The 23,132-nt window shown below is 63.5% G+C and carries 22 protein-coding genes and 1 tRNA gene; 2 read left to right on the top strand and 21 right to left on the bottom strand.

Annotation, left to right across the window (positions count from 1 at the left end):
• Positions 1–3: 3 nt before the first annotated feature.
• The 21 genes from nuoN to ASD28_RS29390 form a co-directional block, all read right to left on the bottom strand.
• Entirely contained in the window at positions 4–1,530 is a 1,527-nt protein-coding gene (gene nuoN, locus ASD28_RS29490) for an NADH-quinone oxidoreductase subunit NuoN (protein WP_056137058.1), read from the bottom strand.
• A 21-nt stretch (positions 1,531–1,551) separates the two neighbouring features.
• The gene (locus ASD28_RS29485; protein ID WP_056137056.1) at positions 1,552–3,075 is read right to left on the bottom strand and encodes an NADH-quinone oxidoreductase subunit M; all 1,524 of its coding nucleotides are present in this window, start codon (positions 3,073–3,075) and stop codon (positions 1,552–1,554) included.
• Between the two features lie 16 nt (positions 3,076–3,091).
• On the bottom strand, positions 3,092–5,209 hold the full coding sequence (gene nuoL, locus ASD28_RS29480; protein WP_056137054.1) for an NADH-quinone oxidoreductase subunit L: 2,118 nt from the start codon (positions 5,207–5,209) through the stop codon (positions 3,092–3,094).
• Between the two features lie 45 nt (positions 5,210–5,254).
• The gene (gene nuoK, locus ASD28_RS29475) at positions 5,255–5,563 is read right to left on the bottom strand and encodes an NADH-quinone oxidoreductase subunit NuoK (protein WP_029757428.1); all 309 of its coding nucleotides are present in this window, start codon (positions 5,561–5,563) and stop codon (positions 5,255–5,257) included.
• Complete coding sequence (locus ASD28_RS29470) at positions 5,560–6,225, bottom strand: NADH-quinone oxidoreductase subunit J (protein WP_056137052.1); 666 nt, start codon at positions 6,223–6,225, stop codon at positions 5,560–5,562. Before ASD28_RS29470 ends, nuoK begins: the two co-directional genes overlap by 4 nt.
• A gap of 26 nt (positions 6,226–6,251) precedes the next feature.
• On the bottom strand, positions 6,252–6,740 hold the full coding sequence (gene nuoI / locus ASD28_RS29465; protein WP_029757430.1) for an NADH-quinone oxidoreductase subunit NuoI: 489 nt from the start codon (positions 6,738–6,740) through the stop codon (positions 6,252–6,254).
• A 13-nt stretch (positions 6,741–6,753) separates the two neighbouring features.
• The gene (nuoH, locus tag ASD28_RS29460) at positions 6,754–7,821 is read right to left on the bottom strand and encodes an NADH-quinone oxidoreductase subunit NuoH (RefSeq protein WP_371831819.1); all 1,068 of its coding nucleotides are present in this window, start codon (positions 7,819–7,821) and stop codon (positions 6,754–6,756) included.
• A 36-nt stretch (positions 7,822–7,857) separates the two neighbouring features.
• A complete protein-coding gene (gene nuoG / locus ASD28_RS29455) occupies positions 7,858–10,188 on the bottom strand; it encodes an NADH-quinone oxidoreductase subunit NuoG (protein WP_056137049.1) in 2,331 nt (776 codons plus the stop codon).
• Positions 10,189–10,209: 21 nt separating this feature from the next.
• The gene (gene nuoF, locus ASD28_RS29450; RefSeq protein WP_056137046.1) at positions 10,210–11,505 is read right to left on the bottom strand and encodes an NADH-quinone oxidoreductase subunit NuoF; all 1,296 of its coding nucleotides are present in this window, start codon (positions 11,503–11,505) and stop codon (positions 10,210–10,212) included.
• Positions 11,502–11,978 carry an NADH-quinone oxidoreductase subunit NuoE gene (gene nuoE / locus ASD28_RS29445; RefSeq protein ID WP_036230634.1) on the bottom strand — a complete coding sequence of 159 codons (477 nt, stop codon included), beginning with the start codon at positions 11,976–11,978 and terminating at the stop codon, positions 11,502–11,504. The genes nuoF and nuoE overlap by 4 nt, the downstream gene beginning before the upstream one ends.
• A 17-nt stretch (positions 11,979–11,995) precedes the next feature.
• Positions 11,996–13,249 (bottom strand): NADH-quinone oxidoreductase subunit D, encoded by a 1,254-nt coding sequence (locus ASD28_RS29440; RefSeq protein WP_056137044.1) that lies wholly within the window; start codon positions 13,247–13,249, stop codon positions 11,996–11,998.
• The gene (locus ASD28_RS29435; protein WP_056137042.1) at positions 13,249–13,842 is read right to left on the bottom strand and encodes an NADH-quinone oxidoreductase subunit C; all 594 of its coding nucleotides are present in this window, start codon (positions 13,840–13,842) and stop codon (positions 13,249–13,251) included. Before ASD28_RS29435 ends, ASD28_RS29440 begins: the two co-directional genes overlap by 1 nt.
• 18 nt (positions 13,843–13,860) lie before the next feature.
• The gene (locus ASD28_RS29430) at positions 13,861–14,337 is read right to left on the bottom strand and encodes an NADH-quinone oxidoreductase subunit B family protein (protein ID WP_036230641.1); all 477 of its coding nucleotides are present in this window, start codon (positions 14,335–14,337) and stop codon (positions 13,861–13,863) included.
• A gap of 3 nt (positions 14,338–14,340) precedes the next feature.
• Complete coding sequence (locus ASD28_RS29425) at positions 14,341–14,700, bottom strand: NADH-quinone oxidoreductase subunit A (protein ID WP_056137041.1); 360 nt, start codon at positions 14,698–14,700, stop codon at positions 14,341–14,343.
• Between the two features lie 297 nt (positions 14,701–14,997).
• Positions 14,998–15,082, bottom strand: a tRNA-Leu gene (locus ASD28_RS29420).
• Between the two features lie 210 nt (positions 15,083–15,292).
• Positions 15,293–15,733 carry a preprotein translocase subunit SecG gene (gene secG / locus ASD28_RS29415; RefSeq protein WP_056137038.1) on the bottom strand — a complete coding sequence of 147 codons (441 nt, stop codon included), beginning with the start codon at positions 15,731–15,733 and terminating at the stop codon, positions 15,293–15,295.
• A 190-nt stretch (positions 15,734–15,923) separates the two neighbouring features.
• On the bottom strand, positions 15,924–16,670 hold the full coding sequence (tpiA, locus tag ASD28_RS29410) for a triose-phosphate isomerase (RefSeq protein WP_056137036.1): 747 nt from the start codon (positions 16,668–16,670) through the stop codon (positions 15,924–15,926).
• 99 nt (positions 16,671–16,769) lie between these two features.
• Entirely contained in the window at positions 16,770–17,756 is a 987-nt protein-coding gene (locus ASD28_RS29405) for an NAD(P)H-quinone oxidoreductase (RefSeq protein WP_056137034.1), read from the bottom strand.
• 312 nt (positions 17,757–18,068) lie between these two features.
• Complete coding sequence (locus ASD28_RS29400; RefSeq protein ID WP_036230653.1) at positions 18,069–18,395, bottom strand: KGG domain-containing protein; 327 nt, start codon at positions 18,393–18,395, stop codon at positions 18,069–18,071.
• A gap of 169 nt (positions 18,396–18,564) precedes the next feature.
• Complete coding sequence (locus ASD28_RS29395; protein WP_056137032.1) at positions 18,565–19,179, bottom strand: tetratricopeptide repeat protein; 615 nt, start codon at positions 19,177–19,179, stop codon at positions 18,565–18,567.
• Between the two features lie 62 nt (positions 19,180–19,241).
• Positions 19,242–20,015 (bottom strand): GIN domain-containing protein, encoded by a 774-nt coding sequence (locus ASD28_RS29390; protein ID WP_056137030.1) that lies wholly within the window; start codon positions 20,013–20,015, stop codon positions 19,242–19,244.
• 303 nt (positions 20,016–20,318) lie between these two features.
• Between ASD28_RS29390 and ASD28_RS29385 the strand changes: the two genes are divergently transcribed.
• Both ASD28_RS29385 and ASD28_RS29380 read left to right on the top strand, forming a co-directional pair.
• Positions 20,319–21,671 carry a pitrilysin family protein gene (locus ASD28_RS29385; RefSeq protein ID WP_056137028.1) on the top strand — a complete coding sequence of 451 codons (1,353 nt, stop codon included), beginning with the start codon at positions 20,319–20,321 and terminating at the stop codon, positions 21,669–21,671.
• Positions 21,672–21,682: 11 nt separating this feature from the next.
• Entirely contained in the window at positions 21,683–23,101 is a 1,419-nt protein-coding gene (locus tag ASD28_RS29380; RefSeq protein WP_056137026.1) for a pitrilysin family protein, read from the top strand.
• Positions 23,102–23,132: the final 31 nt, after the last annotated feature.

Genomic DNA, 23,132 nt, shown 5'->3' with positions numbered 1-23,132 from the left:
GCCTTAGGACTTCAGGGTTGCGGACATGGCCGACAGGCAGGCCGCCAGCAGCGGGCCTGGCAGGATGCCCAGGACCACGACGAGGATGCCGTTCAGCGACAGCACGACGCGCATGTCCAGCGGGGTCGAGATCGGCGATGCATCGGCCACCTCGTCGAACCACATGACTTTCACGACGCGCAGGTAGTAGAACGCACCCACCAGCGACGCGGCCACGGCGATGATCGCGAGCCACAGCTGGCCCGAACCGACGACGACGTCCAGCACGGCCCACTTGGCCATGAAGCCCATCATCGGCGGCACGCCGGCCAGCGAGAACATCAGGGCGGTCATGACGAGCGCGTACCACGGGCTGCGCTTGGCCAGGCCCTTGAAGTCGGCCACTTCTTCCGCTTCGTGGCCCGAGCGCGCCAGCATCATGATGATGCCGAAGGTGCCCAGCGTGGTCAGCACGTAGGTGATCGTGTAGTACATCGACGCGCTGTAGGCGTTGGCGATGTTCGCGGCATTCGTGGCATCGCGGGTACCGACGACGCCGGCCATCATGCCCAGCAGGACGAAGCCCAGCTGTGCGATGGTCGAGTATGCCAGCATGCGCTTCAGGTTGGTCTGCGCGATCGCGGTCAGGTTACCGACCAGCAGCGACAGCACGGCCAGCGCCAGCAGCATCTGCTGCCAGTCGATCGCCAGCGGCAGCAGGCCTTCGACCAGGATGCGGATCATCATCGCGAACGATGCCAGCTTCGGCGCGGCGCCCAGCAGCAGCGTGACGGCGGTCGGCGCGCCCTGGTACACGTCCGGGACCCACATGTGGAACGGCACGGCGCCCAGCTTGAAGGCCATGCCGGCCACGACGAACACGAGGCCGAACACGAGGATCGTGTGGTTGGCGGCGTTGCTCGACACCAGCTTGGCAATCGTCGTGATGTCCAGCGAACCGGTGGCGCCGTAGATCATGGAGATACCGTACAGCATGAAGCCCGAGGCCAGCGAACCCAGGATGAAGTACTTCATCGAGGCTTCGGTCGAGATCGCGTGGTCGCGGCGCATCGCCACCAGCGCGTACAGCGACAGCGACATCAGTTCCAGGCCCAGGTAGATCGGCAGCATGTTGTTACCAGAGATCATGATCATCTGGCCCAGCAGCGTGAACAGCGCGAGCACGTAGAACTCGCCGCCCATGTTGCCAGACATCATGCCGCGCTCGCCGGCGTACTGGCGCGAGTACACGAGGGTCACGCCCACGGCCAGGTACGTAAAGAGCTTGAGCAGGTTCGCCATCGGGTCCGACACGAACATGTTGTAGAACGTGTAGGTCGTATGCCCGGCGGTGAAGTCGCCGTAGGTGATCACGGCGCAGCCCACCAGGGTGAGCAGCGACAGTGCGTAGGTCAGCGTGCGCTTGCCTTCCTTCTGGAACATATCGATCAGAAGGATGGCGCAGGACGCGATGACCAGGAAGATTTCTGCAGAGACCGGCCCCAGGTTGTTGGCGGCCAGCACGGCTTGGGTGTTAATCATCGGATTCATATCGTTGTTTGTGCCTCAATCTCAGTGCGCGGCGACGGCAGCCACTGCCTGCGGCAGCTTGCTGACCGACACGTGCTGCAGCAGGTCCGCGACCGACACCTGCATCGTGTCGGTGAACGGCGCCGGATACAGGCCCATGTAGATGGTCAGGATCGCGAGCACGCCCAGCATGAAGAACTCGCGGCCGTTCAGGTCGGTCAGTTCGGCCACGTGCTTGTTGCCGATCTTGCCGAACACGACGCGCTTGACCATCCACAGCGAGTACGCCGCGCCCAGGATCAGGGCGGTGGCGGCCAGCAGGCCGGTCCAGAAGTTGAACTTGACGGCGCCCAGGATGACCATGAATTCGCCCACGAAGCCCGACGTCGCCGGCAGGCCGCAGTTGGCCATCGCGAACAGCACGGAGAACGCGGCGAACTTCGGCATCACGTTGACGACGCCACCGTAGTCGGCGATCTGGCGCGAATGCAGGCGGTCGTACAGCACGCCGATACACAGGAACATGGCGCCCGACACGAAGCCGTGCGAGATCATCTGCACGATACCGCCCTGCACGCCGATCTCGTTGAAGATGAAGAAGCCGAGCGTGACGAAGCCCATGTGGGCGATCGACGAGTACGCGACCAGTTTCTTCATGTCGACCTGCACCATCGCGACCAGGCCGATGTAGATCACGGCGATCAGCGACAGCACGATGATCAGCGGGGCCAGGTAGTGCGAGGCGTCAGGCGCGATCGGCAGCGAGAATCGCAGGAAGCCGTAACCGCCCAGCTTCAGCATGATCGCGGCCAGCACGACGGAACCGCCGGTCGGCGCTTCCACGTGGGCGTCCGGCAGCCAGGTGTGCACCGGCCACATCGGCACCTTGACGGCGAAAGCCATCAGGAACGCGACGAAGATCAGGACTTGTTCCTTCATCGTCAGCGGCAGGTTGTGCCATGCCAGGATGTCGAAGCTGCCGTTCGATTTGTTGTACAGGTAGATGATCGCGATCAGCGTCAGCAGCGAGCCCATGAACGTGTACAGGAAGAACTTGAACGACGCATACACGCGGTTCGGGCCGCCGAACACGCCGATGATGATGAACATCGGGATCAGCGTGGCTTCGAAGAAGAAGTAGAACAGCAGGCCGTCCAGCGCGACGAACACGCCGATCATCAGGCCCGACAGCAGCAGGAACGACCCCATATACTGGGCGACACGTTCCTGGATCACTTCCCACGCGGAGATCACCACGATGATCGTGATGAAGGCCGTCAGCGGCACGAACCAGAGGCTCAGGCCGTCGATGCCGAGGTAGTACTGGATGTTGAAGCGCGAAATCCAGGCGGCTTTTTCCACGAACTGCGGGCCGTGGGCCGTGTTGCTGAATTGCGTGAACAGCGGGATCGTCGGCAGGAAGCTGATGATAGCACCGGCCAGCGCCAGAAGGCGGGTGAAGCCCGCGCGGCTGTCGCGACCGACGGCCAGCACGATGACGCCGCACAGGATCGGCAGCCAGACGGACAGGCTCAGGTAAGGAGGAAAGGTCGAAATAGACTGCATCTTGTTTTTCTCTCTTTTAAGCGTGCCAGAACGGGAAGAAGTACAGCAGCGTACCCAGCACGCCCAGGATCATCACGAACGCATAGTGGTAGATGTAACCAGTCTGGAACGTGCGGACGACGGTCGAGAACCAGCCCACGACCTTCGCGGAACCGTTGACGACGAGGCCGTCGATCAGCGCGCGGTCGCCGACCTGCCACAGGCCCTTGCCCAGCAGGCGTGCGCCGCCGGCGAACACGACTTCGTTGAACTTGTCCATGTAGTACTTGTTGTCCAACAGCGTGTGGATCGGACGCAGCGCCTTGTAGAAAGCGGCCGGCACGCGCGGATTGATCATGTAGCAGTAGAACGCGGCGACGACGCCGGCCAGTGCGAGCCAGAACGGGAGCGACGTGAACGAATGCATCCCCATCGCGGCGGCGCCGTGGAACTCGTGCGCCAGTTCTTCCATCGCCGGGTGGCGTTCCGCGTTGATCGTGATGACGCCTTCGAAGAACTTACCGTACAGCATCGGGCCGATCGCGAAGAAGCCGATGATGACGGACGGGATCGCCAGCAGGATCAGCGGCAGGGTCACGACCAGCGGCGACTCGTGCGGCTTCTGGCCCGGGGCCAGGCCGTGGTGGCCGTGATCGTCCTCGTCTTCTTCATGATGGGCAGTGGCCTCGTGCAGCGCGGTCGGGTCCTTGCCTTCGCCGTTGTGTGCGTGGTCGTCGTGGTGCGCGTGGTGATCGTCATGAGCATGCGCCTTGCCGAAACGCTCCTCGCCGTGGAAGACCAGGAAGTACATGCGGAACGAGTAGAACGCGGTCACGAACACGCCGGCGATGACGGAGAAGTACGCGAAGCCCGAACCCCACAGGTGCGAGGCGGCGACGGCTTCGATGATCGAATCCTTCGAGTAGAAACCGGCGAAGAACGGCGTACCGATCAGTGCCAGCGAACCCAGCAGCGACGTGATCCACGTGATCGGCATGTACTTGCGCAGGCCGCCCATGTTGCGCATGTCCTGGTCGTGGTGCATGCCGATGATGACGGAACCGGCACCGAGGAACAGCAGCGCCTTGAAGAACGCGTGGGTCATCAGGTGGAACACGGCGACGTTATAGGCCGACACGCCCAGTGCGACCGTCATGTAGCCCAGCTGCGACAGCGTGGAGTACGCGACGACGCGCTTGATGTCGTTCTGGATGATGCCCAGGAAGCCCATGAACAGCGCGGTGATCGAGCCGATGACGACGATGAACGACAGTGCCGTATCCGACAGTTCGAACAGCGGCGACATGCGGGTCACCATGAAGATGCCGGCGGTAACCATCGTCGCGGCGTGGATCAGTGCCGAGATCGGGGTCGGGCCTTCCATCGAGTCCGGCAGCCAGACGTGCAGCGGGAACTGCGCCGATTTGCCCATCGCGCCGATGAACAGGCAGATGCAGGCAGCCGTCAGCAGCGGCCAGGTGGTGCCCGGCACGAACATGGCCGACAGCGCGCCCGCCTTGGCGAACGTCTCGTCGTAGTTCATCGTGCCGGTCGCGGCCAGCAGCAGGCCGATGCCGAGGATGAAGCCGAAGTCGCCGACGCGGTTCACGAGGAACGCCTTCATGTTCGCGAAGATCGCGGTCGGACGCGTGTACCAGAAGCCGATCAGCAGGTACGAGACCAGGCCCACCGCTTCCCAGCCGAAGAACAGCTGCAGGAAGTTGTTGGACATGACCAGCATCAGCATCGAGAACGTGAACAGCGAGATGTACGAGAAGAAGCGGTTGTAGCCGTCGTCTTCCGCCATGTAGCCGATCGTGTAGATGTGGACCATCAGCGAGACCGACGTGACGACGCACATCATCATCGCGGACAGCGCGTCGATCTTGAAGCCGACCGACATCTTCATGGTGCCGATCGTCATCCAGGTGTAGACGTCGCCATTGAACGTGGCGCCGTCGATGACCTGGTTCAGCGTCATGATCGAGATGACCATGGCAATGAAGACGCCCAGGATGGTCGCGGAGTGCGACACGACCCGGCCGACGACGTTGCCGAAGAACTTGGTGCCGAGCAGGCCGGCGATCGCCGAGCCCGCGAGCGGCGCCAGTGGCACCGCCAGCAAGAGATTAGGGTTAATAATTTGCCCCGCCATGTTGAACCTTTTGTGTATTTATCAGGAGGTTGACAGACAAACCGCTTAGCCCTTCAGGCTGTCGAGGTCTTCCACGTTGATCGTGTCCAGGTTACGGAACAGGACCACCAGGATCGCCAGGCCGATCGCCGATTCGGCGGCCGCGACAGTCAGGATGAAGAACACGAAGATCTGCCCTGCCGCGTCGCCCAGATAATGCGAGAACGCCACAAAGTTCAGGTTCACCGCCAGCAGCATCAGTTCGATGGCCATCAGCAGGATGATGATGTTCTTCCGGTTCAGGAAAATGCCGATCACGGAGATCGCGAACAGGATCGCGCCCAGGATCAGGTAGTGAGCGAGCGATAAAGTCATTGCGCCTCCTTGTTGGCAGCAGCGGCGGCCGCAGCGGCAGCAACAGCCGCGTCGTCGATCGCCTTCTGGTTCACCGTCTGCATCTTGACGATCTTCAGACGGTCGTTACGCTTGACGCGGACGGCGAGGCCCGGGTCGATGGCTTTGGTGTCCTTGCGCTTGCGCAGGGTCAGCGCCACGGCGGCGATGATGGCGACCAGCAGGATCAGGCCGGCGATCTCGAAACCGTAGATGTACTGGGTGTAGATCAGGCGGCCCAGTTCATGGGTGCCGCCGATGTGGCCCACAGTCGCCTCGGTCGGGGCATCGCCCTGGCCCAGGAAGCCGCGCCACAGGACGGCGGCCATCTCCAGCACGATCAGCGCGCCCACGCCGGACGCCACCGGGAGGTAGCCCCAGAAGCCTTCGCGCATGCGGTCGATATTAATGTCGAGCATCATCACGACGAACAGGAACAGCACCATGACGGCGCCGACGTAGACCAGTACCAGCACGATGGCCAGGAACTCGGCCTTGAGCAGCATCCAGATACCGGCAGCGTTGAAGAACGCGAGCACCAGGAACAGCGCGGCGTGGACCGGGTTCTTGGCGGTAATGACGCGCAACCCGGCCAGCACCATCACGGCCGAGAAGACGTAGAACAGAACAGTTGTGAAATCCATGACGTTACGCAGGAGCCCTTTTTTTGTTAGCGGTACTTGGCATCGGCTTCGCGTGCAGCGGCGATGTCGTTCTCGTAGCGATCGCCCACGGCCAGCAGCATTTCCTTGGTGTAGTACAGGTCGCCGCGTTTTTCGCCGTGGTATTCCAGCACCTGGGTCTCGACGATCGAGTCGACCGGGCACGACTCTTCGCAGAAACCGCAGAAGATGCACTTGGTCAGGTCGATGTCGTAGCGCGTCGTGCGGCGGGTGCCGTCTTCGCGCTGCGCCGATTCGATCGTGATGGCCATCGCCGGACACACGGCTTCGCACAGCTTGCACGCGATGCAGCGCTCTTCCCCGTTCGGGTAGCGGCGCAGCGCATGCAGGCCGCGGAAGCGCGGCGAGATGGGGGTCTTTTCTTCCGGATACTGAACCGTGATCTTGCGCGAGAACGCGTACTTGCCGGTCAGGGCCAGACCTTTAATCAGCTCGGACAGCATCAGGCTGCCGAGGATCTCTTTAACTCGTGTCATTTTGTGTGCTTCCTTACTTCCAGATGTTCCACGGCGTCTGCATCCAGCCAGCCACCAGCACCAGCCAGATCAGGGTCAGCGGAATGAACACTTTCCAGCCGAGACGCATGATCTGGTCATAGCGGTAGCGCGGGAACGTGCCGCGGACCCAGATGAACAGCGAGACGATCAGGAACATCTTCGCGAACAGCCAGAAGAATCCGCCGATGGCGCCGAATTCCAGGAACGAGAACGGTGCGGACCAGCCGCCCAGGAACATGATAGCTGCCAGCGTGCCGACGAGGATCATGTTGGCGTACTCGGCCAGCATGAACATCGCGTACGACATGCCCGAGTATTCGACCATGTGGCCGGCCACGATTTCCGATTCGCCTTCCACCACGTCGAACGGGTGGCGGTTGCACTCGGCCAGGCCGGACGTGATGTAGATGATGAACAGCGGCAGCAGCGGCAGCCAGTTCCACGACAGGATGTTCACGCCGTGGGCGGCGAACATGCCGCGCTCCTGGCTTGCGACGATGTCCGAGAAGTTCAGCGAGCCCGACACCATCAGCACGACGACCATCACGAAGCCCATCGGGATTTCGTACGAGATCATCTGCGCCGATGCGCGCATCGCGCCCATGAACGAGTACTTCGAGTTGGCCGACCAGCCGGCGATGATGATGCCGTACACCTCCATCGACGTGATCGCCAGCAGCAGCAGCAGGCCGGCGTTCACGTTGGCGAGGGCCGCTTGCGGGCCGAACGGGATGACCGACCATGCGGCCAGCGCCGGCATGATGGTCATCAGCGGGCCGATCACGAACAGGCTCGCCGTGGCTTTCGCCGGGATCACGATTTCCTTCAGCAACAGCTTCAGGGCGTCCGAGATCGGCTGCAGCAGGCCGCCGGGGCCGACGCGGTTCGGGCCGATACGGATGTGAATCCAGCCGATCAGCTTGCGCTCCCACAGCACGAGATAGGCCACGAGGCCCATCAGCGGCAGCAGGACGACGACGATTTTCAGCAGCGTCCACACGAGCGGCCAGGCCGTCGTGCCGAGCAGGCTCGCGCCGCTGCTGTTCAGGTTGTTAATCATGTCAGGTACCGACATTTTGCTTGGGCTCCCCTGCTTTTATGCTTTAGCTACGTTGATCGGACCGAACATGTCGCCCAGTACCGAAGTCGATTCGTGGGCGGCCGCGACGCGCACGACGTTCGCCGGCAGGCGTGCGTCGATGTTTGCGCTCAAGACGACACTGCCCTGCCCTTGCGATACCGTGACCTGGTCGCCGGCGTTGACGCCCAGCTTTTCAGCCAGTGCCGCCGAGATGGTCGCCAGCGGCGCCTGGCCGTCGGCCGTGCGCAGCAGCGGTTCGGAACGGCGCGCGACGGCGTCGGCGAAGTGGATCGGCACATCGGCCAGGCGTTCCAGTTGCTCGCCATTGCCGAAGAACGCGCCGGCCGGAGCGATCTTGGCGACGTTGTTCAGCTTGGCGGACAGGTCGGTGTTGCCCTTGCCCAGCGCTTCGTCGCGGATAGCTTCCGAGTTCTCGTAATCGAAGCCTTGCAGGCCCAGCAGGTTGCCCAGCACGCGCAGCACTTTCCACGCCGGACGGGTTTCACCCAGCGGCTTGACGGTGCCGTTGAAGCTCTGTGCGCGGCCTTCGCAGTTGACGAACGTACCGGCGGTCTCGCTGAACGGCGAGATCGGCAGCAGCACGTCGGCGTAGTCGGTGCCGTGCTTGAAGGCCGACATCGCGACGACCATCTCGGCGCCACGCAGGGCCTTGACGGCTTGCGCCGGGTTGGCGGCATCCAGTTCCGGCTCGGCGTTCAGCAGCACGTAGGCCTTCTTCGGCTGTGCGAACAGGTTCGCGGCATTCTTCGACGTGGCATTGACCAGGTAGCCACCGACCGTGTTGGCGGCGTCGACGAAGTAGCCGAACTTGGCGCCCGTCTCGGCGGCGATCCACTCGGCGACGGCGTGCAGCTTCGATGCCTGCGGGTGGTACATCGCGGCATTGCCCAGCAGGACAGCGCCCGGCAGGTCGGCGGCGTTTTCCACGACCAGCGTCGCGGCAACGGCTTTCGCAGCGTCGCCGGCGGAGACTCCCTCGAAGCCGGCCGGCGCCTGGACACCTTTCGCAGCGGCGACGGCGACGGCGATTTCCGTCAGCGCGGCCAGCCAGTCGCTCGGTGCGGCGATCATGCGGTTCGCGGTCGGGATCAGGTTGTCGTCGGCCGAACCGTGGACGATGGACAGCTTGGCGCCCGACTTGACGGCGGCGCGCAGGCGCGTCGCGGCCAGCGGGTGGTCCTTGCGCAGGAACGAGCCGACGACCAGCACGCGCGACAGGGTCGACAGTTCGGCGATCGGCATGCCCAGGTGCGGGACGACTTTGCCGTCCAGCGCGAAGTCGGTCTGGCGCAGGCGGAAGTCGACGTTCTCGATGCCGAAGCCACGCATGGCTTTCTGCAGCAGGAACAGTTCTTCGACCGTCGAGTGCGCGGTACCGATCGCAGCGATGCTGTCGGCGCCGTGCTCGTGGCGGATGTTGCGCAGGCCGTGGGCGACGTATTCCAGCGCCGTCTGCCAATCGGTCTCGATCCACTTGCCGTCCTGCTTGATCATCGGCTGCGTGAGGCGCGAGGCGTTGTCGAGGGCTTCGTACGAGAAGCGGTCCTTGTCGGAGATCCAGCACTCGTTGATGTTCTCGTTTTCCAGCGGCAGCACGCGCATCACCTTGCCGCCCTTGACCTGGACGATCAGGTTCGAACCGAGCGAGTCGTGCGGCGACACCGAACGGCGGCGCTGCAGTTCCCACGGACGTGCCGAATAGCGGAACGGCTTCGACGTGAGTGCGCCGACCGGGCACAGGTCGATCATGTTGCCCGACACTTCCGAGTCGACCGACTTGCCGACGAACGTCGTGATTTCCGAGTGCTCGCCGCGGCCCAGCATGCCGAATTCCATCACGCCGGCCACTTCCTGGCCGAAGCGCACGCAGCGGGTGCACTGGATGCAGCGGGTCATCTCTTCCATCGAGATCAGCGGACCGGCTTCCTTCGGTGCCACCACGCGCTTTTCTTCCGCGTAGCGCGACTCGCCCTTGCCGTAGCCGACTGCGAGATCCTGCAGCTGGCATTCGCCGCCCTGGTCGCAGATCGGGCAATCCAGCGGGTGGTTAATCAGCAGGAATTCCATGACGGATTTCTGCGCCTGCACGGCCTTGTCGCTGTGCGTGCGCACGATCATGCCCGGCGAGACCGGGGTGGCGCAGGCAGGCAGCGGCTTCGGCGCTTTTTCCACTTCCACGAGGCACATGCGGCAGTTGGCCGCGATGGACAGCTTCTTGTGGTAGCAGAAGTGCGGGATGTATGTTCCCAGTTTGTTTGCGGCGTCCATCACCATCGAACCTGGTGGGACTTCGACTTTCTTGCCGTCTAATTCGATTTCAACCATTTGATCGTTACCTGACCTGGTTTAGAGGTAAGTCGGCACCAGGCAGTGCTTGTGCTCGACGTGATATTCAAATTCTTCGCGGAAGTTCTTGATCATGGCGCGAACCGGCATCGCGGCGGCATCGCCCAGCGCGCAGATGGTGCGGCCCTGGATGTTGTCGGCGATCGAGTTCAGCATATCCATGTCTTCCGGACGACCCTGGCCATGTTCGATGCGGTGGACCATGCGGTACATCCAGCCCGTACCTTCACGGCACGGCGTGCACTGGCCGCACGATTCCTCGTAGTAGAAGTAGGACAGGCGCAGCAGCGACTTGACCATGCAGCGGGTCTCGTCCATGACGATCACCGCGCCCGAACCCAGCATCGAACCGGCCTTGGCGATCGAGTCGTAGTCCAGGTCGGTCTGCATCATGACGTCGCCGCGCACCACCGGTGCCGACGAACCGCCCGGGATGACGGCCTTGATCTTCTTGCCACCACGCATGCCGCCAGCCAGCTCCATCAGCTTGGCGAACGGGGTGCCCAGCGGGACCTCGTAGTTGCCCGGACGCTCGACGTCGCCGGAGATCGAGAAGATCTTCGTGCCGCCGTTGTTCGGCTTGCCCAGCGCCATGTAATCGGCGGCGCCCATGTTCAGGATGAACGGGACGGCTGCGAACGTTTCCGTGTTGTTGATCGTGGTCGGCTTGCCGTACAGGCCGAACGAGGCCGGGAACGGCGGCTTGAAGCGCGGCTGGCCCTTCTTGCCTTCCAGCGATTCCAGCAGCGCGGTTTCTTCGCCGCAGATGTAGGCGCCGTAGCCGTGGTGCGCGTGCAGCTGGAACGAGAACTCCGAACCCATGATCTTGTCGCCCAGGAAGCCGGCGGCGCGCGCCTCTTCCAGCGCCTCTTCGAAGCGCAGGTATTCCTGGAAGATCTCGCCGTGGATGTAGTTGTAGCCCACGGTGATGCCCATCGCGTACGCACCGATGGCCATGCCTTCGATCAGCGCGTGCGGGTTGTAGCGGATGATGTCGCGGTCCTTGAACGTGCCCGGTTCGCCTTCGTCGGTGTTGCAGACGAGATATTTCTGGCCCGGGAACTGGCGCGGCATGAAGCTCCACTTCAGGCCGGTCGGGAAGCCCGCGCCGCCGCGGCCGCGCAGGCCGGACGTCTTGAGGTCGGCGATGATCGCCTCGGGGGTGATCTTCTCTTCCAGGATGCGGCGCAGCGCGGAATAGCCGCCGCGCTTGACATAGTCTTCCAGGTGCCAGTTGTCGCCGTTCAGATCCTTCAGGATCAGCGGATTGATGTGGCGGTCGTGCAGGCTGGTCATTTGTTCAGTTCCTCCAGCAGGGCGTCGATCTTCTCGTCCGACATGAACGAGCACATGCGGTGGTTATTCACCAGCATGACCGGCGCGTCGCCGCAGGCGCCCATGCACTCGCCTTCCAGCAGGGTGAACTGGCCGTCTTCGGTCGTGTCGCGGAAATTGATGCCCAGGGCATCCTTGATGCGCTGGGCGGCACGCTCGCCGCCCGACAGGGCGCACGGCAGGTTGGTGCACACGGTGATCTTGTGCTTGCCGACCGGCTTGATGTTGTACATGTTGTAGAAGGTGGCGACTTCCTGCACGGCGATGGCGGGCATGCCGATGTAGTCGGCCACTTCCTGCATCGTTTCCGGCGACAGCCAGCCCTTTTCGACCTGCGCGTGGGCCAGCGCGGCCATCACGGCCGACTGGCGCTGGTCGGCCGGATACTTGGCCAACTCGCGGTCGATTTTTTTCAAGCACTGCTCAGATAACATAATCTTTTCTACCCTTCTTATCGGTCGATCGAGCCGAACACGATGTCCTGCGTACCGATGATGGTGACGGCGTCGGCGATCATGTGACCGCGCGCCATTTCATCGAGCGATTGCAGGTGGACATAGTCCGGGGTGCGGATCTTCAGGCGGTACGGCTTGTTGGCGCCGTCCGAGACGATATAAATGCCGAACTCGCCCTTCGGATGTTCGACCGCTGCGTAGGCTTCGCCCGGCGGGACGTGGAAGCCTTCGGTGAACAGCTTGAAGTGGTGGATCAGCGATTCCATGTTGGTCTTCATGTCCACGCGCGACGGCGGGGCGACCTTGTGGTTGTTCGTCATCACCGGGCCCGGGTTCGCCTTCAGCCAGGCGACGCACTGCTTGATGATGCGGTTGGCCTGGCGCATTTCCTCGATGCGGACCAGATAGCGGTCGTACGAGTCGCCATTGGTGCCGACCGGGACGTCGAATTCGACCTTGTCGTAGGCGGCGTACGGCTGGAGCTTGCGCAGGTCCCAGGCGATGCCCGAACCGCGCAGCATCGGGCCCGAGAAGCCCATGCCCATCGCGTCTTCCGGCGTCACCACGCCGATGCCGACGGTACGCTGTTTCCAGATACGGTTGTCGGTCAGCAGGGTCTCGTATTCGTCGACATAGCCGTCGAAGCGCTTCGTGAACGACTCGATGAAGTCCAGCACGGAACCGTGGCGCGTCTCGTTCAGCTCGTCGATGGCCTTCTTGCTGCGCAGCGGCGATTCGCGGTGCTTCGGCATCACGTCCGGCAGGTCGCGGTACACGCCGCCCGGGCGGTAGTAGGCCGCGTGCATGCGCGCGCCCGACACGGCTTCATACACGTCGAACAGGTCTTCGCGGTCGCGGAACGCGTACAGGAACGGGCCCATCGCACCGATGTCCAGCGCGTGCGCGCCCAGCCACATCAGGTGGTTCAGGATACGGGTGATCTCGTCGAACATCGTGCGGATGTACTGCGCACGGATCGGGACGTCGATGCCCAGCAGCTTCTCGATGGCCAGCACGTAGCCGTGCTCGTTGCACATCATCGAGACGTAGTCGAGGCGGTCCATGTACGGCACCGACTGCAGGTAGGTGCGGGTCTCGGCCAGCTTCTCGGTGCCGCGGTGCAGCAGGCCGATGTGCGGGTCGGCGCGCTGGATGACCTCGCCGTCCAGTTCCAGCACGAGACGCAGCACGCCGTGCGCTGCCGGGTGCTGCGGACCAAAGTTCAGGGTGTAATTCTTAAGCTCAGCCATTATTTCATCCCGTAGGTTTCTTCGCGGATCACACGCGGAATGTTCTCGCGCGGCTCGATCGTCACGGGTTGGTAGATCACGCGTTTCTGCTCGGGGTCGTAACGCATCTCGACATAGCCCGAGATCGGGAAGTCCTTGCGGAACGGGTGGCCGATGAAGCCGTAGTCGGTGAGGATGCGGCGCAGGTCGCCGTGGCCCTCGAACAGGATGCCGAACAGGTCGAACGCTTCACGCTCGAACCAGTTGGCGTTGCGCCAGACGCTCGTGACGGAGTCGACCAGCGGCATGTCGTCGTCCGGGCAGAACACGCGGACGCGCACACGCCAGTTGTGCTCGATCGACAGCAGGTGCGACACGACCGCGAAACGCAAACCGTCCCACGTGCCTTCGCCGTAGGACTGGTAGTCGACGCCGCACAGGTCGACGAGTTCCTGGAAACGCAGCGCGGGATCGTCGCGCAGCTTTTGCATGGAGGCCAGGTAGTCACTGGCCTTCACCACTACCGTTACTTCGCCCAGCGCCACGGTAATGGCAGCGCCCTCGCCCAGAGCATTCTTCAGGGCGAGTTCGAGGGCTTCGATTTTTGTCGTCATGGTTGAAACCGGCTTGGATTATCGCGCGATGGTATTGGTGCGCTGGATCTTATTCTGGAGCTGGATGATGCCGTACAACAGGGCCTCGGCGGTCGGCGGGCAGCCCGGGACGTAGACGTCGACCGGCACGATGCGGTCGCAGCCGCGCACGACGGAGTACGAGTAGTGGTAGTAGCCGCCGCCGTTGGCGCACGAACCCATCGAGATGACCCAGCGCGGCTCGGCCATCTGGTCGTACACCTTGCGCAGCGCAGGTGCCATCTTGTTGCACAGGGTACCGGCCACGATCATCACGTCGGACTGGCGCGGCGACGGGCGGAACACAACGCCGAAACGGTCGAGGTCATAGCGCGCGGCACCCGCGTGCATCATCTCGACCGCACAGCATGCCAGGCCGAACGTCATGGGCCACATCGACCCGGTACGCGCCCAGTTGATCAGTTTGTCGGCTGTGGTAGTGACAAAACCTTCGTTTAAAACGCCTTCAATAGCCATGGCTTATTCCCAATCAAGGGCACCTTTCTTCCAGATGTACCAGAACCCGACGATGAATTCGACGATGAACACCATCATCGTGAGGAATCCAGGCAGGCCCAGGTCGCGCATCGAAACGCCCCAAGGGAAGAAGAATGCCGTTTCCAGATCAAACAAAATAAACAGGATCGCGACCAGGTAGTACCGGACGTCGAACTTCATGCGCGCGTCTTCGAAGGCTTCGAAGCCGCATTCATACGGAGAGAGCTTGGCGGGGTCGGGACGATGCGGACCGACGACACGGCCCAACACCTGCGATGCGACGCCGACGACGGTGCCGATCACGATGAAGAGTAAGACGGGGAAGTAGTTCTCGAGGTTCACGATGAAGCCTTAGTTGAACGATCGGTTGAAAAAACACTGCAGGGGCTGCAGTACCGCATCGCGCAATCCTGGCTATTGGCCTACACCAGGATCGTACGACTGGAGACTCTCAATCACCTGTTCCGCGTTGCCGATCCCGACCTTCGAGGCTCGCCGCACGTTCGTACGACCGGGCTTCTCGGGCCAGAAGGGCCGCCGCAGGGGACGGTTCTTCAAAGCCTCCGACAGATCCTCGTAAAAAAGCCAGCTAGTGCTAACGAGCGGAAGCTCATGCGCCCTAGCTGGCTTCTTGTATCTTGGTGCCGACGGCGAGACTCGAACTCGCACAGCTTGCGCCACTACCCCCTCAAGATAGCGTGTCTACCAATTTCACCACGTCGGCTGGAGACCAGTATTCTACTCTGACTTAGCAGCATTTTTCAATGCTCAAATTGCGCTAAACCAAGAAAAAATACTCTTTTTCTCAACTTTTTTAAAACCCGTGTTTACGGCGAACCGAGTCGAGAGTCCGGTCGCCGGCGCTGGCGGACCGAAGCCCGCAGAATGTTACACCACCCTGCTCGCGCTTGCAGGAAGTGGCCGCGCCGCAAAATTACTTGACAGGCGCGGGTGCCGGAGCAGCCGGTGCGGCTGCCGGTGCAGGCGCCGGCACGTCTTGCGTGGCCGACGGTGCAGGTGCAGCAGGTGCCGGAGCCGGCGCGGTCGTCGGGACGGCATCGCCTGCGCCGGCAGGAACCTTGGCGGCCGGGACCGTCACGCGTTCCATCACGCCGCCGCCGACACTCGCGTGCGGACGGTTGGTGCCGAAGTACGCCAGGCCCAGCGTCGACGCGAAGAAGATCGCGGCGGCGACGGCCGTCGATTTCGACAGGAAGTTCGACGAACCGCTGGCGCCGAACAGGCTGCCGGACGCGCCGGAACCGAAGGCGGCGCCCATGTCCGCACCCTTGCCGTGCTGGACGAGCACGAGACCGATGATGGCCAGCGCGGAGATGACCTGTACGACGACGATCAGATTGAACAACACGTTCATTGTTTATTCCATTCCAAGGTTGACTACGTTTGCAAAAACTTTGCACCACGTCGTCCCTGCGAAGGCTGGGACCCAATTTTCCAAGCATCGTGGCAGCGCCCGAAACTTGGGTTCCCGCCAAGGCGACCGGCCAGGGCGGGAACGACGTTTTTGCTTCATCGCCCGGATGGAATTTCCAACCCGGCACTATTCAGGCGGCGTGTATGATGGCAAGAAAATCTTCCGCCTTCAAGGCCGCGCCGCCGATCAGCCCGCCATCGATATCCGGCTGGGACAGCAGTTCCTTCGCATTCTCCGGCTTCATGCTGCCGCCGTACAGGATCGGCACGACTTCCGCCGCTTCCGCGTTGCGCGCCTTCAGTTGCGCGCGCAATTGCGCATGCACTTCCTGCGCCATCGCCGGCGTCGCGTTCCTGCCGGAGCCGATGGCCCACACGGGCTCATAGGCCACGACGATTCTTCCCACCGATGCCGCGTCGAGCGCTTCCAGCACCGCGTCGAGCTGGGCGCCGACCACCTGCGCCGTCTCGCCCGCCTCGCGCTGCTCCAGCGTTTCGCCGACGCACACGATCGGGGTCATCCCTTCGGCCAGTACCGCCTGCGCCTTCTTCGCCACCAGCGCGCTGTCTTCGCGGTGGTAGGCGCGGCGCTCGGAATGGCCGACGATCACGTAGCGGCAACCGAACTCGGTCAGCATCTTCGCGCACACTTCGCCGGTGTACGCGCCGAACGCGTGCATCGACACGTCCTGCGCACCCCAGGCGACCGGCGTACCGGTCAGCACGTCTTCGCACTGCTGCAGGAATGGTGTCGGCACGCAGACAGCGCACACTGCACGCGCATTGTCGAGGCCGGCGACGATCCCCTTCAGCAAAGCTTCATTGGCCGCGCGGCTGCCATTCATCTTCCAGTTGCCTACGATGAGCTTGGCACGCATTACAACCTCACGGTCAAATAACCCGTTATTGTAACGGGCGTTGAAAAGCCGGTCAAACCGGGCCGGGCATGGTTGTTCAGTCGATTATTCATTGTCTTATCAGTGTTCGGCGACACGCAGCATGATCTTGCCGACGTGCGCGCTGCTTTCCATCAGCGTGTGCGCGGCGGCGGCTTCCTCGAGCGGGAACGTCTTGTAGATGACGGGCTTGATCTGGCCGGCCGCCAGCAGCGGCCACACGCGCTCGCGCAGTTCGCGCGCGATCCGCGCCTTGAACGCGACCGGGCGCGGACGCAAGGTGGAACCCGTGATCGTCAGGCGGCGACGCAGCACCTGGCCCAGGTCGACGTTCGCCTTCGCCCCGCCCAGCAGGGCGATGATGACGATGCGGCCGTCGTCCGCCAGGCATGACACCTCGCGCGCCACGTAGTCGCCGCCCACCATGTCGAGCACGACGTCGACGCCCTTCCCGCCCGTCAGTTCCTTGACGATGGGCGCGAAGTCCTCGGTCTTGTAGTTGATCGCCCGCTCGGCGCCCAGGTCCTCGCACGCGCGGCATTTGTCGGCGCTGCCCGCCGTCGCGAACACGCGGTGGCCCAGCGCCTTCGCCAGCTGGATCGCCGTGGTACCGATACCGGAGCTGCCGCCCTGGACGAGCAGGGTCTCCCCTTCGCCCAGCGCGCCGCGCTGGAACACGTTGCTCCACACGGTGAAGAACGTCTCCGGCAGCGCGGCCGCCTCGAGTGCGCTCAAGCCTTGCGGCACCGGCAGGCATTGCGCCAGCGGCGCCGCGCAGTACTCGGCATAGCCGCCGCCCTGCACGAGGGCGCAGACGAGGTCGCCTTTCTCGAACCCGCTGCCGGACAGGTCGCCGTCGACGATCTCGCCGGCCACTTCGAGGCCGGGCAGGTCGGACGCGCCGGGCGGCACGGGATACTGGCCCAGCCGCTGGAACACGTCGGGCCGGTTGACGCCGGCCGCGTGGACGCGGATGAGGATTTCACCCGGCTTCAGCTCGGGCATGGGGCGCTCGCAAGGCTGAAGCACCTCGGGCCCACCGGGTTGGACGATTTCTATTGCACGCATGGCATAACCTAGTTAAATGATGAGCAATGGTACCCCATCGGACCCGATCACCCAAGCATGCCGCGCCAGAAAATGGCTGCTATCGCTAACAATGAGCAAGAAACTGCTCATTTAATGGAAGAATGTAGTAAATTTACTGCTCGACTCACAGATCGTGTAGTAGCCGGACGGACGCATGAAACGACACCGCCAGCCTCGAAGGGCTGGCGGTGTCGTGAACATTGTGTGTGCGATATAGAACGGCCAGGCAGCATGCGAACTCGCCGGCGGCGCCGGCGCACGCGGCCTGCCTGCGGCGTTCAGCGCATCACATTACTTCTTGTCATTCTTGTGGCTCTGCGAGCCGGCCTTGGCGTGCTGCTCGGGCGTGCCGCCGCGGGTGCTGTTACCGCTTTGCTGGCTGCCGCCACCCTGGCTCTGCTGGCTGCCGCCGTCGTTCTTGTGGCTCATCGAGCCGGCACGGCGTGCCTCTTCCGACGTGAACTCGTGGGCGTTGCCCGAGGCGTGCGCAGCCTTGCCGCCTTCCGAGGCGATTTCGCGCTGCTTCTGCGGGTCCATCGATGCGAAACCGCGGTTGCTGGTATCGCCGCTCTGGTTGTTGCCCTTGTTGCCGCCCTGATTATTGCCTTGGTTTGCCATGATTGCCTCCAATGGATGCGTTGTCGTACAGCTCGTGAAAACTGCTTGAGGGGTTCTCATCGTAGTCCCGCAAAGGCGAGCGGGACACCAAGGTTTGGCCATGCGCGCGTAGGACGACGCCCCATACCAGCGTCGGCATCGTCCTTACATTTGAAGGTAACAAAACTGTTCAGGAACCGCCGCTGCCCGTGTGCGATTGCGTCGGCAGCGGCGTGCCCGGTTTCCAGTTGCGCGACATCGATTGCGCTTCGTCGATCTGTTCCTGGCTCATCTGCTTGACGAGCGAAGCGCGCTGCTCGATGGCATTGCGGTGGCCGTTGGCGGCCGCCAGGTTGCACAGCATGTACGCGATGACGAGGTCTTGCGGCATGCCCGCCACGTGGTAGCGGTACATCAGGGCGAGCGCGTGCTGGGCGTCCGGATGGCCCTGCTCGGCGGCCTTGCGGAACCACTGCACGGCCAGTTTCTGGTCCTGGGGCACGGCATTGCCCGTGTAGTACATGGCGCCGATCACGTATTGCGCGTCGGCCTTGCCCTGCACGGCCGCCTTGTAGTGCCAGGCGAACGCCTGCTTGTAGTCGCGCGGCACGCCGCGGCCCATGTAGTACATCAGGCCCAGCAAATGCTCCGCGTCCGCGTTGCCGGCCTTGGCAAGCGGTGTGATTTCCTTCAGGGCCAGCGCATAGTTGCGGGCATTGTAGGCATTGGCGCCCTCCGCGAGGCCCGCCATCGCACTACCGTGCAGGCCCAGCGCGAACAGGATCGCAACGGTCAGTTTTCTCATCGTCTCGTTCGGATTCGTGAGGCCTCGCCTCTTTGTTCTTTTGTTTCGAGATAAATCTTCTTTTACTTCCAGCTCACTTTCCCCAGCCCGTCGACCGCGACCTTGCGGTTCTGGGGCTTGCCGTACACCGTGACGGAACCCATGCCGGACAAATTCAGGTTCGCGTTCTGGCGCGCCGTCACGCGCGCGTTGCCGAGGCCGGACAGGTCGATGTCGACGGAGTCCGCGTTACACTGCTGCGCGTCCAGGTTGCCCAGGCCGCCCAGGTCGGCCTTCAGCCATTTCGCGCGTCCCGCCAGCGAGATGTATCCGGCACCCTGCAGGTTCAGTTCGACGCCCTCCCCGTTCAGGCCCTGCATCTCCATGCTGCCGATGCCGCCCAGGCTTGCCCGCACGAGGCGGTAGCTGCCCGCGATCTTCATCGAGCCGGCGCCGTCCAGGGTCAGTTCCAGCTCGTCGCCGGAAAAGCCGGAAATGTCCGTCGTCCCGAGGCTTTCGGACGTCACCGCCCGTAGCGCCGGCAGCACGAGTTCCGCATGGAGCGAGCCGGTGCGCACGTGGCCGCGGATGTCCGTATCGATGTTCAGCGTATCGCCGTTCTGCGACGTCATCGTGCGCTCCAGGTAGCGCGATTCGCCCTTGAGCGTCAGGGCCGGCGTGGCACCCTGGCGGATCTTCAGGTCGACGGCGCCGTCGACCTTGACCCGTACGACGCGGGCATCGACGGGCCGCGTTTCGGTCGCGAGGTCCGGGGCGGCATGCGCGAGCCCAAGGACGAACAACTGCGCGACACACAGGGCGGCACCGACGGGGGCGAGCGAGAAAATCCTGTTCATCCGATTCTCCGAATTCCTGTTTTTGTTTTGTAAGGGTTGGTGTTTATGGAAAACAGGATAAACGGACGGCCCCGCCCGGCCCAGCGGATTGCGACGAACTGCAAAAATGACCACCTGAACGACATGGGGGCGGGCTGGCATGCATAGGCGAGCCGGTCATTATCGCGCGCCGGGCTGCCTTCAAATGTCACCGTTTGTCACCATTTGTCGCCGATGTATGTATCAACATTTCATGCCGGCCCTGCATTTGTTGCGTTAAGATAAATTCGATGCCCTGACCCATAACTTCATAAAAGGTGATCAATGCGCCTGCGCTACCTGCCCGCCCTGCTGGCCGGGTTGTCACTCTCGCTGACCTCGCTCGCGGCGACCAGCGACCAGTGGACCCTGCCGGTCAACGTCAAGAAGCTCGACAACGGCCTGACGGTCGTCGTCTCCGAAGACCATGGTTCGCCGACCGTCGGCGTATCCGTCGTGTACCACGTCGGCATGCGCCTCGAGCCGCGCAACCGCACGGGCTTCGCCCACCTGTTCGAGCACCTGATGTTCCAGGGCACGCCGAACGCGCCGAAGGGCGTGTTCGACCGCGCCATCACGGGCGGCGGCGGCAACAACAACGGCTCCACGCGTCCCGACTTCACGAACTACATCGAGACGGCGCCCGTGTCGTCGCTCGAGCCGATCCTGTGGCTCGAGGCCGACCGCATGAAGACGCTCGACTTCAACCCGGCCACGCTGAAGAACCAGCAGGACGTGGTCAAGGAAGAGATCCGCGTGAACGTCAAGAACAAGCCGTACGGCGGCTTCTTCTGGCTCGACATCAGCCAGCTCGCGTTCCAGAAATGGGAGAACAACCACGACGGCTACGGCAGCTTCGAGGACCTCGAAGGCGCGAGCCTCGACGACGTGCGCGCCTTCCACCGCGACTACTACGGTCCGAACAACGCCGTGCTGGCGATCGCCGGCGACGTCACGCCCGCGCAGGCCTTCGCGCTCGCGCAGAAGTACTTCGGCGGCATCGCGGCCCGCCCCGTGCCGAAAGGCTCCGACTTCACGGAAGGCCTGAACACACAGGAAAAACGCATCGAACAAAGCGATGCGCTGGCGCAGGTGCCGGCCGTCGCCGTCGGCTGGAAAGTGCCGCCGCCGGGCAGCGCGGACCAGGCGCCGATGGCCGTGCTGTCCGAACTGCTGGCCGGCGGCGACGCGTCGCTGTTCTACCTGAATCTCGTCAAGGGCCGCGAGATCGCGCTGAACGTCCAGGGCGGCTTTGGCCTCACCGGTCCGTTCGAATACGGCGGCCCTACCCTGTTCACCGTGTTCGGCCTGTACAAGCCGAACAGCAGCGCCGACGCGATGCTGGCCGCGATGGACGAGCAGATCGCGAAAGTCGTCAAGGACGGCGTCGATGCCGCCACGCTGAAGCGCGTGAAGACCCGCATGCTCGCGGACTGGAACAACGACCTGGAAAACATCCTGTCGCGCGCCGACATGCTCGCCAAGCTGCAGACGCTGTGGGGCGACGCCAACGTCGTCAACAAGGTGCCGGGCTGGATCGAGGGCGTGACGTCCGCCGACCTCCAGCGCGTGGCCGCCACCTACCTGACGAAGGCGAACCGCACCGTCATCGACCGTAAACCGGCAGCAAAGAAATGAGGAGCGCATCGATGAACAAACTGATGCTGACGATGATCGTGGGCGCTTTGTTCGCCCACCCGGCGCAAGCCGCGGACGTGCCGAAGGACGCGATGCCGGCCGCGATGCCGGCCTATGCGAAAGACAAACCCCTGCCCGTCCCGCACATCGGCAAGAAGACCCTGGCCAACGGCCTGCAGGTGTGGATCGTGCCGCGCACGGGCATCCCGCGCGTGGACATGGTGCTGGCCGTGCGCGACGCGGGCCTCGTCGCGGACGATGCGAAACACCCGGGCTTCGCCAACCTGCTGGCCGGCCTGCTTAACGAAGGCACGGCGAAACGCGACTCGCGCGCGATCGCGGAAGCGGCGCAGGGCATGGGCGGCTCCGTGGCCGCCGGCGCCGGCGCGGACGGCATCGCGGTCCAGGCCAGCGCGCTCGCGTCGCAGGCCGGGCCGATGATGCAGTTGCTGGCCGAAGTCGTGCGCACGCCGGCCTTCCCTGCCAACGAAGTGGCGCTGGCCAAGGCGAACGCACTGCAAAGCCTGCGCGTGTCGGAGACGACGCCGCGCTTCCGCGCCGAGCGCGCGATCAGCCGTGCGATCTACGGCGATCACCCGTACGGCCACATGACGCCGACGGCGGAATCGATCGAGTCGACGACGGAAGTCCTGCTGCGCACCGAGCACGCGAAACGCTTCCGTCCGGAGCGCGCGCTGCTCGTGATCACGGGGCGCATCAAGGAAGCGGATGCCCTGAAACTCGCGCAGAAGGCGTTCGGCGACTGGAAGGCGAGCGGTCCGGCCACGGCCGACGTGCCGAAGGCCCCGGCCACGGCAAAACCCGTGCGCCTGCTGCTGGAACGGGGCGGCAGCGTGCAGTCGACGCTGCGCCTGGGCAGCCCCGGCATCGCGGCGACGGCGTCCGACCAGATCCCGCTGCGCCTGGCAAGCACGATCCTGGGCGGCGGCTTTTCGAGCCGGGTGAACATCAACCTGCGCGAGGAGAAGGGTTACACCTACGGCGCCTCGGCCGGCGCGCGCCTGCTGCGCGAAGGCGGCGGCATCGTCGGCGGGGCGGACGTGCGCAACGAAGTCACGGGCGCCGCACTGACCGAGTACTTCAACGAGTACAAGCGCATCGGCGCGGACCTCGTCCCGGCGGACGAGATGAAGATGCACAAGCGCTACGTGGCGGGCGGCTACCTGCTGAGCAACCAGATGCAGCGCGCCGTCGCGAACACGCTGTCCAGCAACTGGCTCGTGGGCCTGCCGGCCGAGTTCCTGGGCCAGTACGTGCCGCTGATCGAAAAGGTCACGCCGGAACAGGTGCGCGACGTGGCGAAGAAGTACTTCGCGCCGGAGAACCAGTCCATCGTCGTGGTGGGCGATTCGAAGGCCGTCGGCGAGCAGCTGAAGGCGTTCGGCGACTTTACGGTCACCGACAAGTAACCGCACCAGCCCCCGGGCGCAAGTCCGGGGG

The organism is Massilia sp. Root133 (genome assembly GCF_001426525.1).
Taxonomy (GTDB): domain Bacteria; phylum Pseudomonadota; class Gammaproteobacteria; order Burkholderiales; family Burkholderiaceae_D; genus Telluria; species Telluria orientalis.
The sequence above is the reverse complement of the archived record's forward strand: the minus strand, read 5'-3'. Positions and strand labels throughout refer to the sequence as shown.

Excerpts from the sequence above, each read along its gene's own strand:
- nuoN (WP_056137058.1), bottom strand. The coding sequence starts at position 1,530 with ATGAATCCGATGATTAACACCCAAGCCGTGCTGGCCGCCAACAACCTG.
- ASD28_RS29485 (WP_056137056.1), bottom strand. The coding sequence starts at position 3,075 with ATGCAGTCTATTTCGACCTTTCCTCCTTACCTGAGCCTGTCCGTCTGG.
- nuoL (WP_056137054.1), bottom strand. The coding sequence starts at position 5,209 with ATGGCGGGGCAAATTATTAACCCTAATCTCTTGCTGGCGGTGCCACTG.
- nuoK (WP_029757428.1), bottom strand. The coding sequence starts at position 5,563 with ATGACTTTATCGCTCGCTCACTACCTGATCCTGGGCGCGATCCTGTTC.
- ASD28_RS29470 (WP_056137052.1), bottom strand. The coding sequence starts at position 6,225 with ATGGATTTCACAACTGTTCTGTTCTACGTCTTCTCGGCCGTGATGGTG.
- nuoI (WP_029757430.1), bottom strand. The coding sequence starts at position 6,740 with ATGACACGAGTTAAAGAGATCCTCGGCAGCCTGATGCTGTCCGAGCTG.
- nuoH (WP_371831819.1), bottom strand. The coding sequence starts at position 7,821 with ATGATTAACAACCTGAACAGCAGCGGCGCGAGCCTGCTCGGCACGACG.
- nuoG (WP_056137049.1), bottom strand. The coding sequence starts at position 10,188 with ATGGTTGAAATCGAATTAGACGGCAAGAAAGTCGAAGTCCCACCAGGT.
- nuoF (WP_056137046.1), bottom strand. The coding sequence starts at position 11,505 with ATGACCAGCCTGCACGACCGCCACATCAATCCGCTGATCCTGAAGGAT.
- nuoE (WP_036230634.1), bottom strand. The coding sequence starts at position 11,978 with ATGTTATCTGAGCAGTGCTTGAAAAAAATCGACCGCGAGTTGGCCAAG.
- ASD28_RS29440 (WP_056137044.1), bottom strand. The coding sequence starts at position 13,249 with ATGGCTGAGCTTAAGAATTACACCCTGAACTTTGGTCCGCAGCACCCG.
- ASD28_RS29435 (WP_056137042.1), bottom strand. The coding sequence starts at position 13,842 with ATGACGACAAAAATCGAAGCCCTCGAACTCGCCCTGAAGAATGCTCTG.
- ASD28_RS29430 (WP_036230641.1), bottom strand. The coding sequence starts at position 14,337 with ATGGCTATTGAAGGCGTTTTAAACGAAGGTTTTGTCACTACCACAGCC.
- secG (WP_056137038.1), bottom strand. The coding sequence starts at position 15,733 with ATGAACGTGTTGTTCAATCTGATCGTCGTCGTACAGGTCATCTCCGCG.
- tpiA (WP_056137036.1), bottom strand. The coding sequence starts at position 16,670 with ATGCGTGCCAAGCTCATCGTAGGCAACTGGAAGATGAATGGCAGCCGC.
- ASD28_RS29405 (WP_056137034.1), bottom strand. The coding sequence starts at position 17,756 with ATGCGTGCAATAGAAATCGTCCAACCCGGTGGGCCCGAGGTGCTTCAG.
- ASD28_RS29400 (WP_036230653.1), bottom strand. The coding sequence starts at position 18,395 with ATGGCAAACCAAGGCAATAATCAGGGCGGCAACAAGGGCAACAACCAG.
- ASD28_RS29395 (WP_056137032.1), bottom strand. The coding sequence starts at position 19,179 with ATGAGAAAACTGACCGTTGCGATCCTGTTCGCGCTGGGCCTGCACGGT.
- ASD28_RS29390 (WP_056137030.1), bottom strand. The coding sequence starts at position 20,015 with ATGAACAGGATTTTCTCGCTCGCCCCCGTCGGTGCCGCCCTGTGTGTC.
- ASD28_RS29385 (WP_056137028.1), top strand. The coding sequence starts at position 20,319 with ATGCGCCTGCGCTACCTGCCCGCCCTGCTGGCCGGGTTGTCACTCTCG.
- ASD28_RS29380 (WP_056137026.1), top strand. The coding sequence starts at position 21,683 with ATGAACAAACTGATGCTGACGATGATCGTGGGCGCTTTGTTCGCCCAC.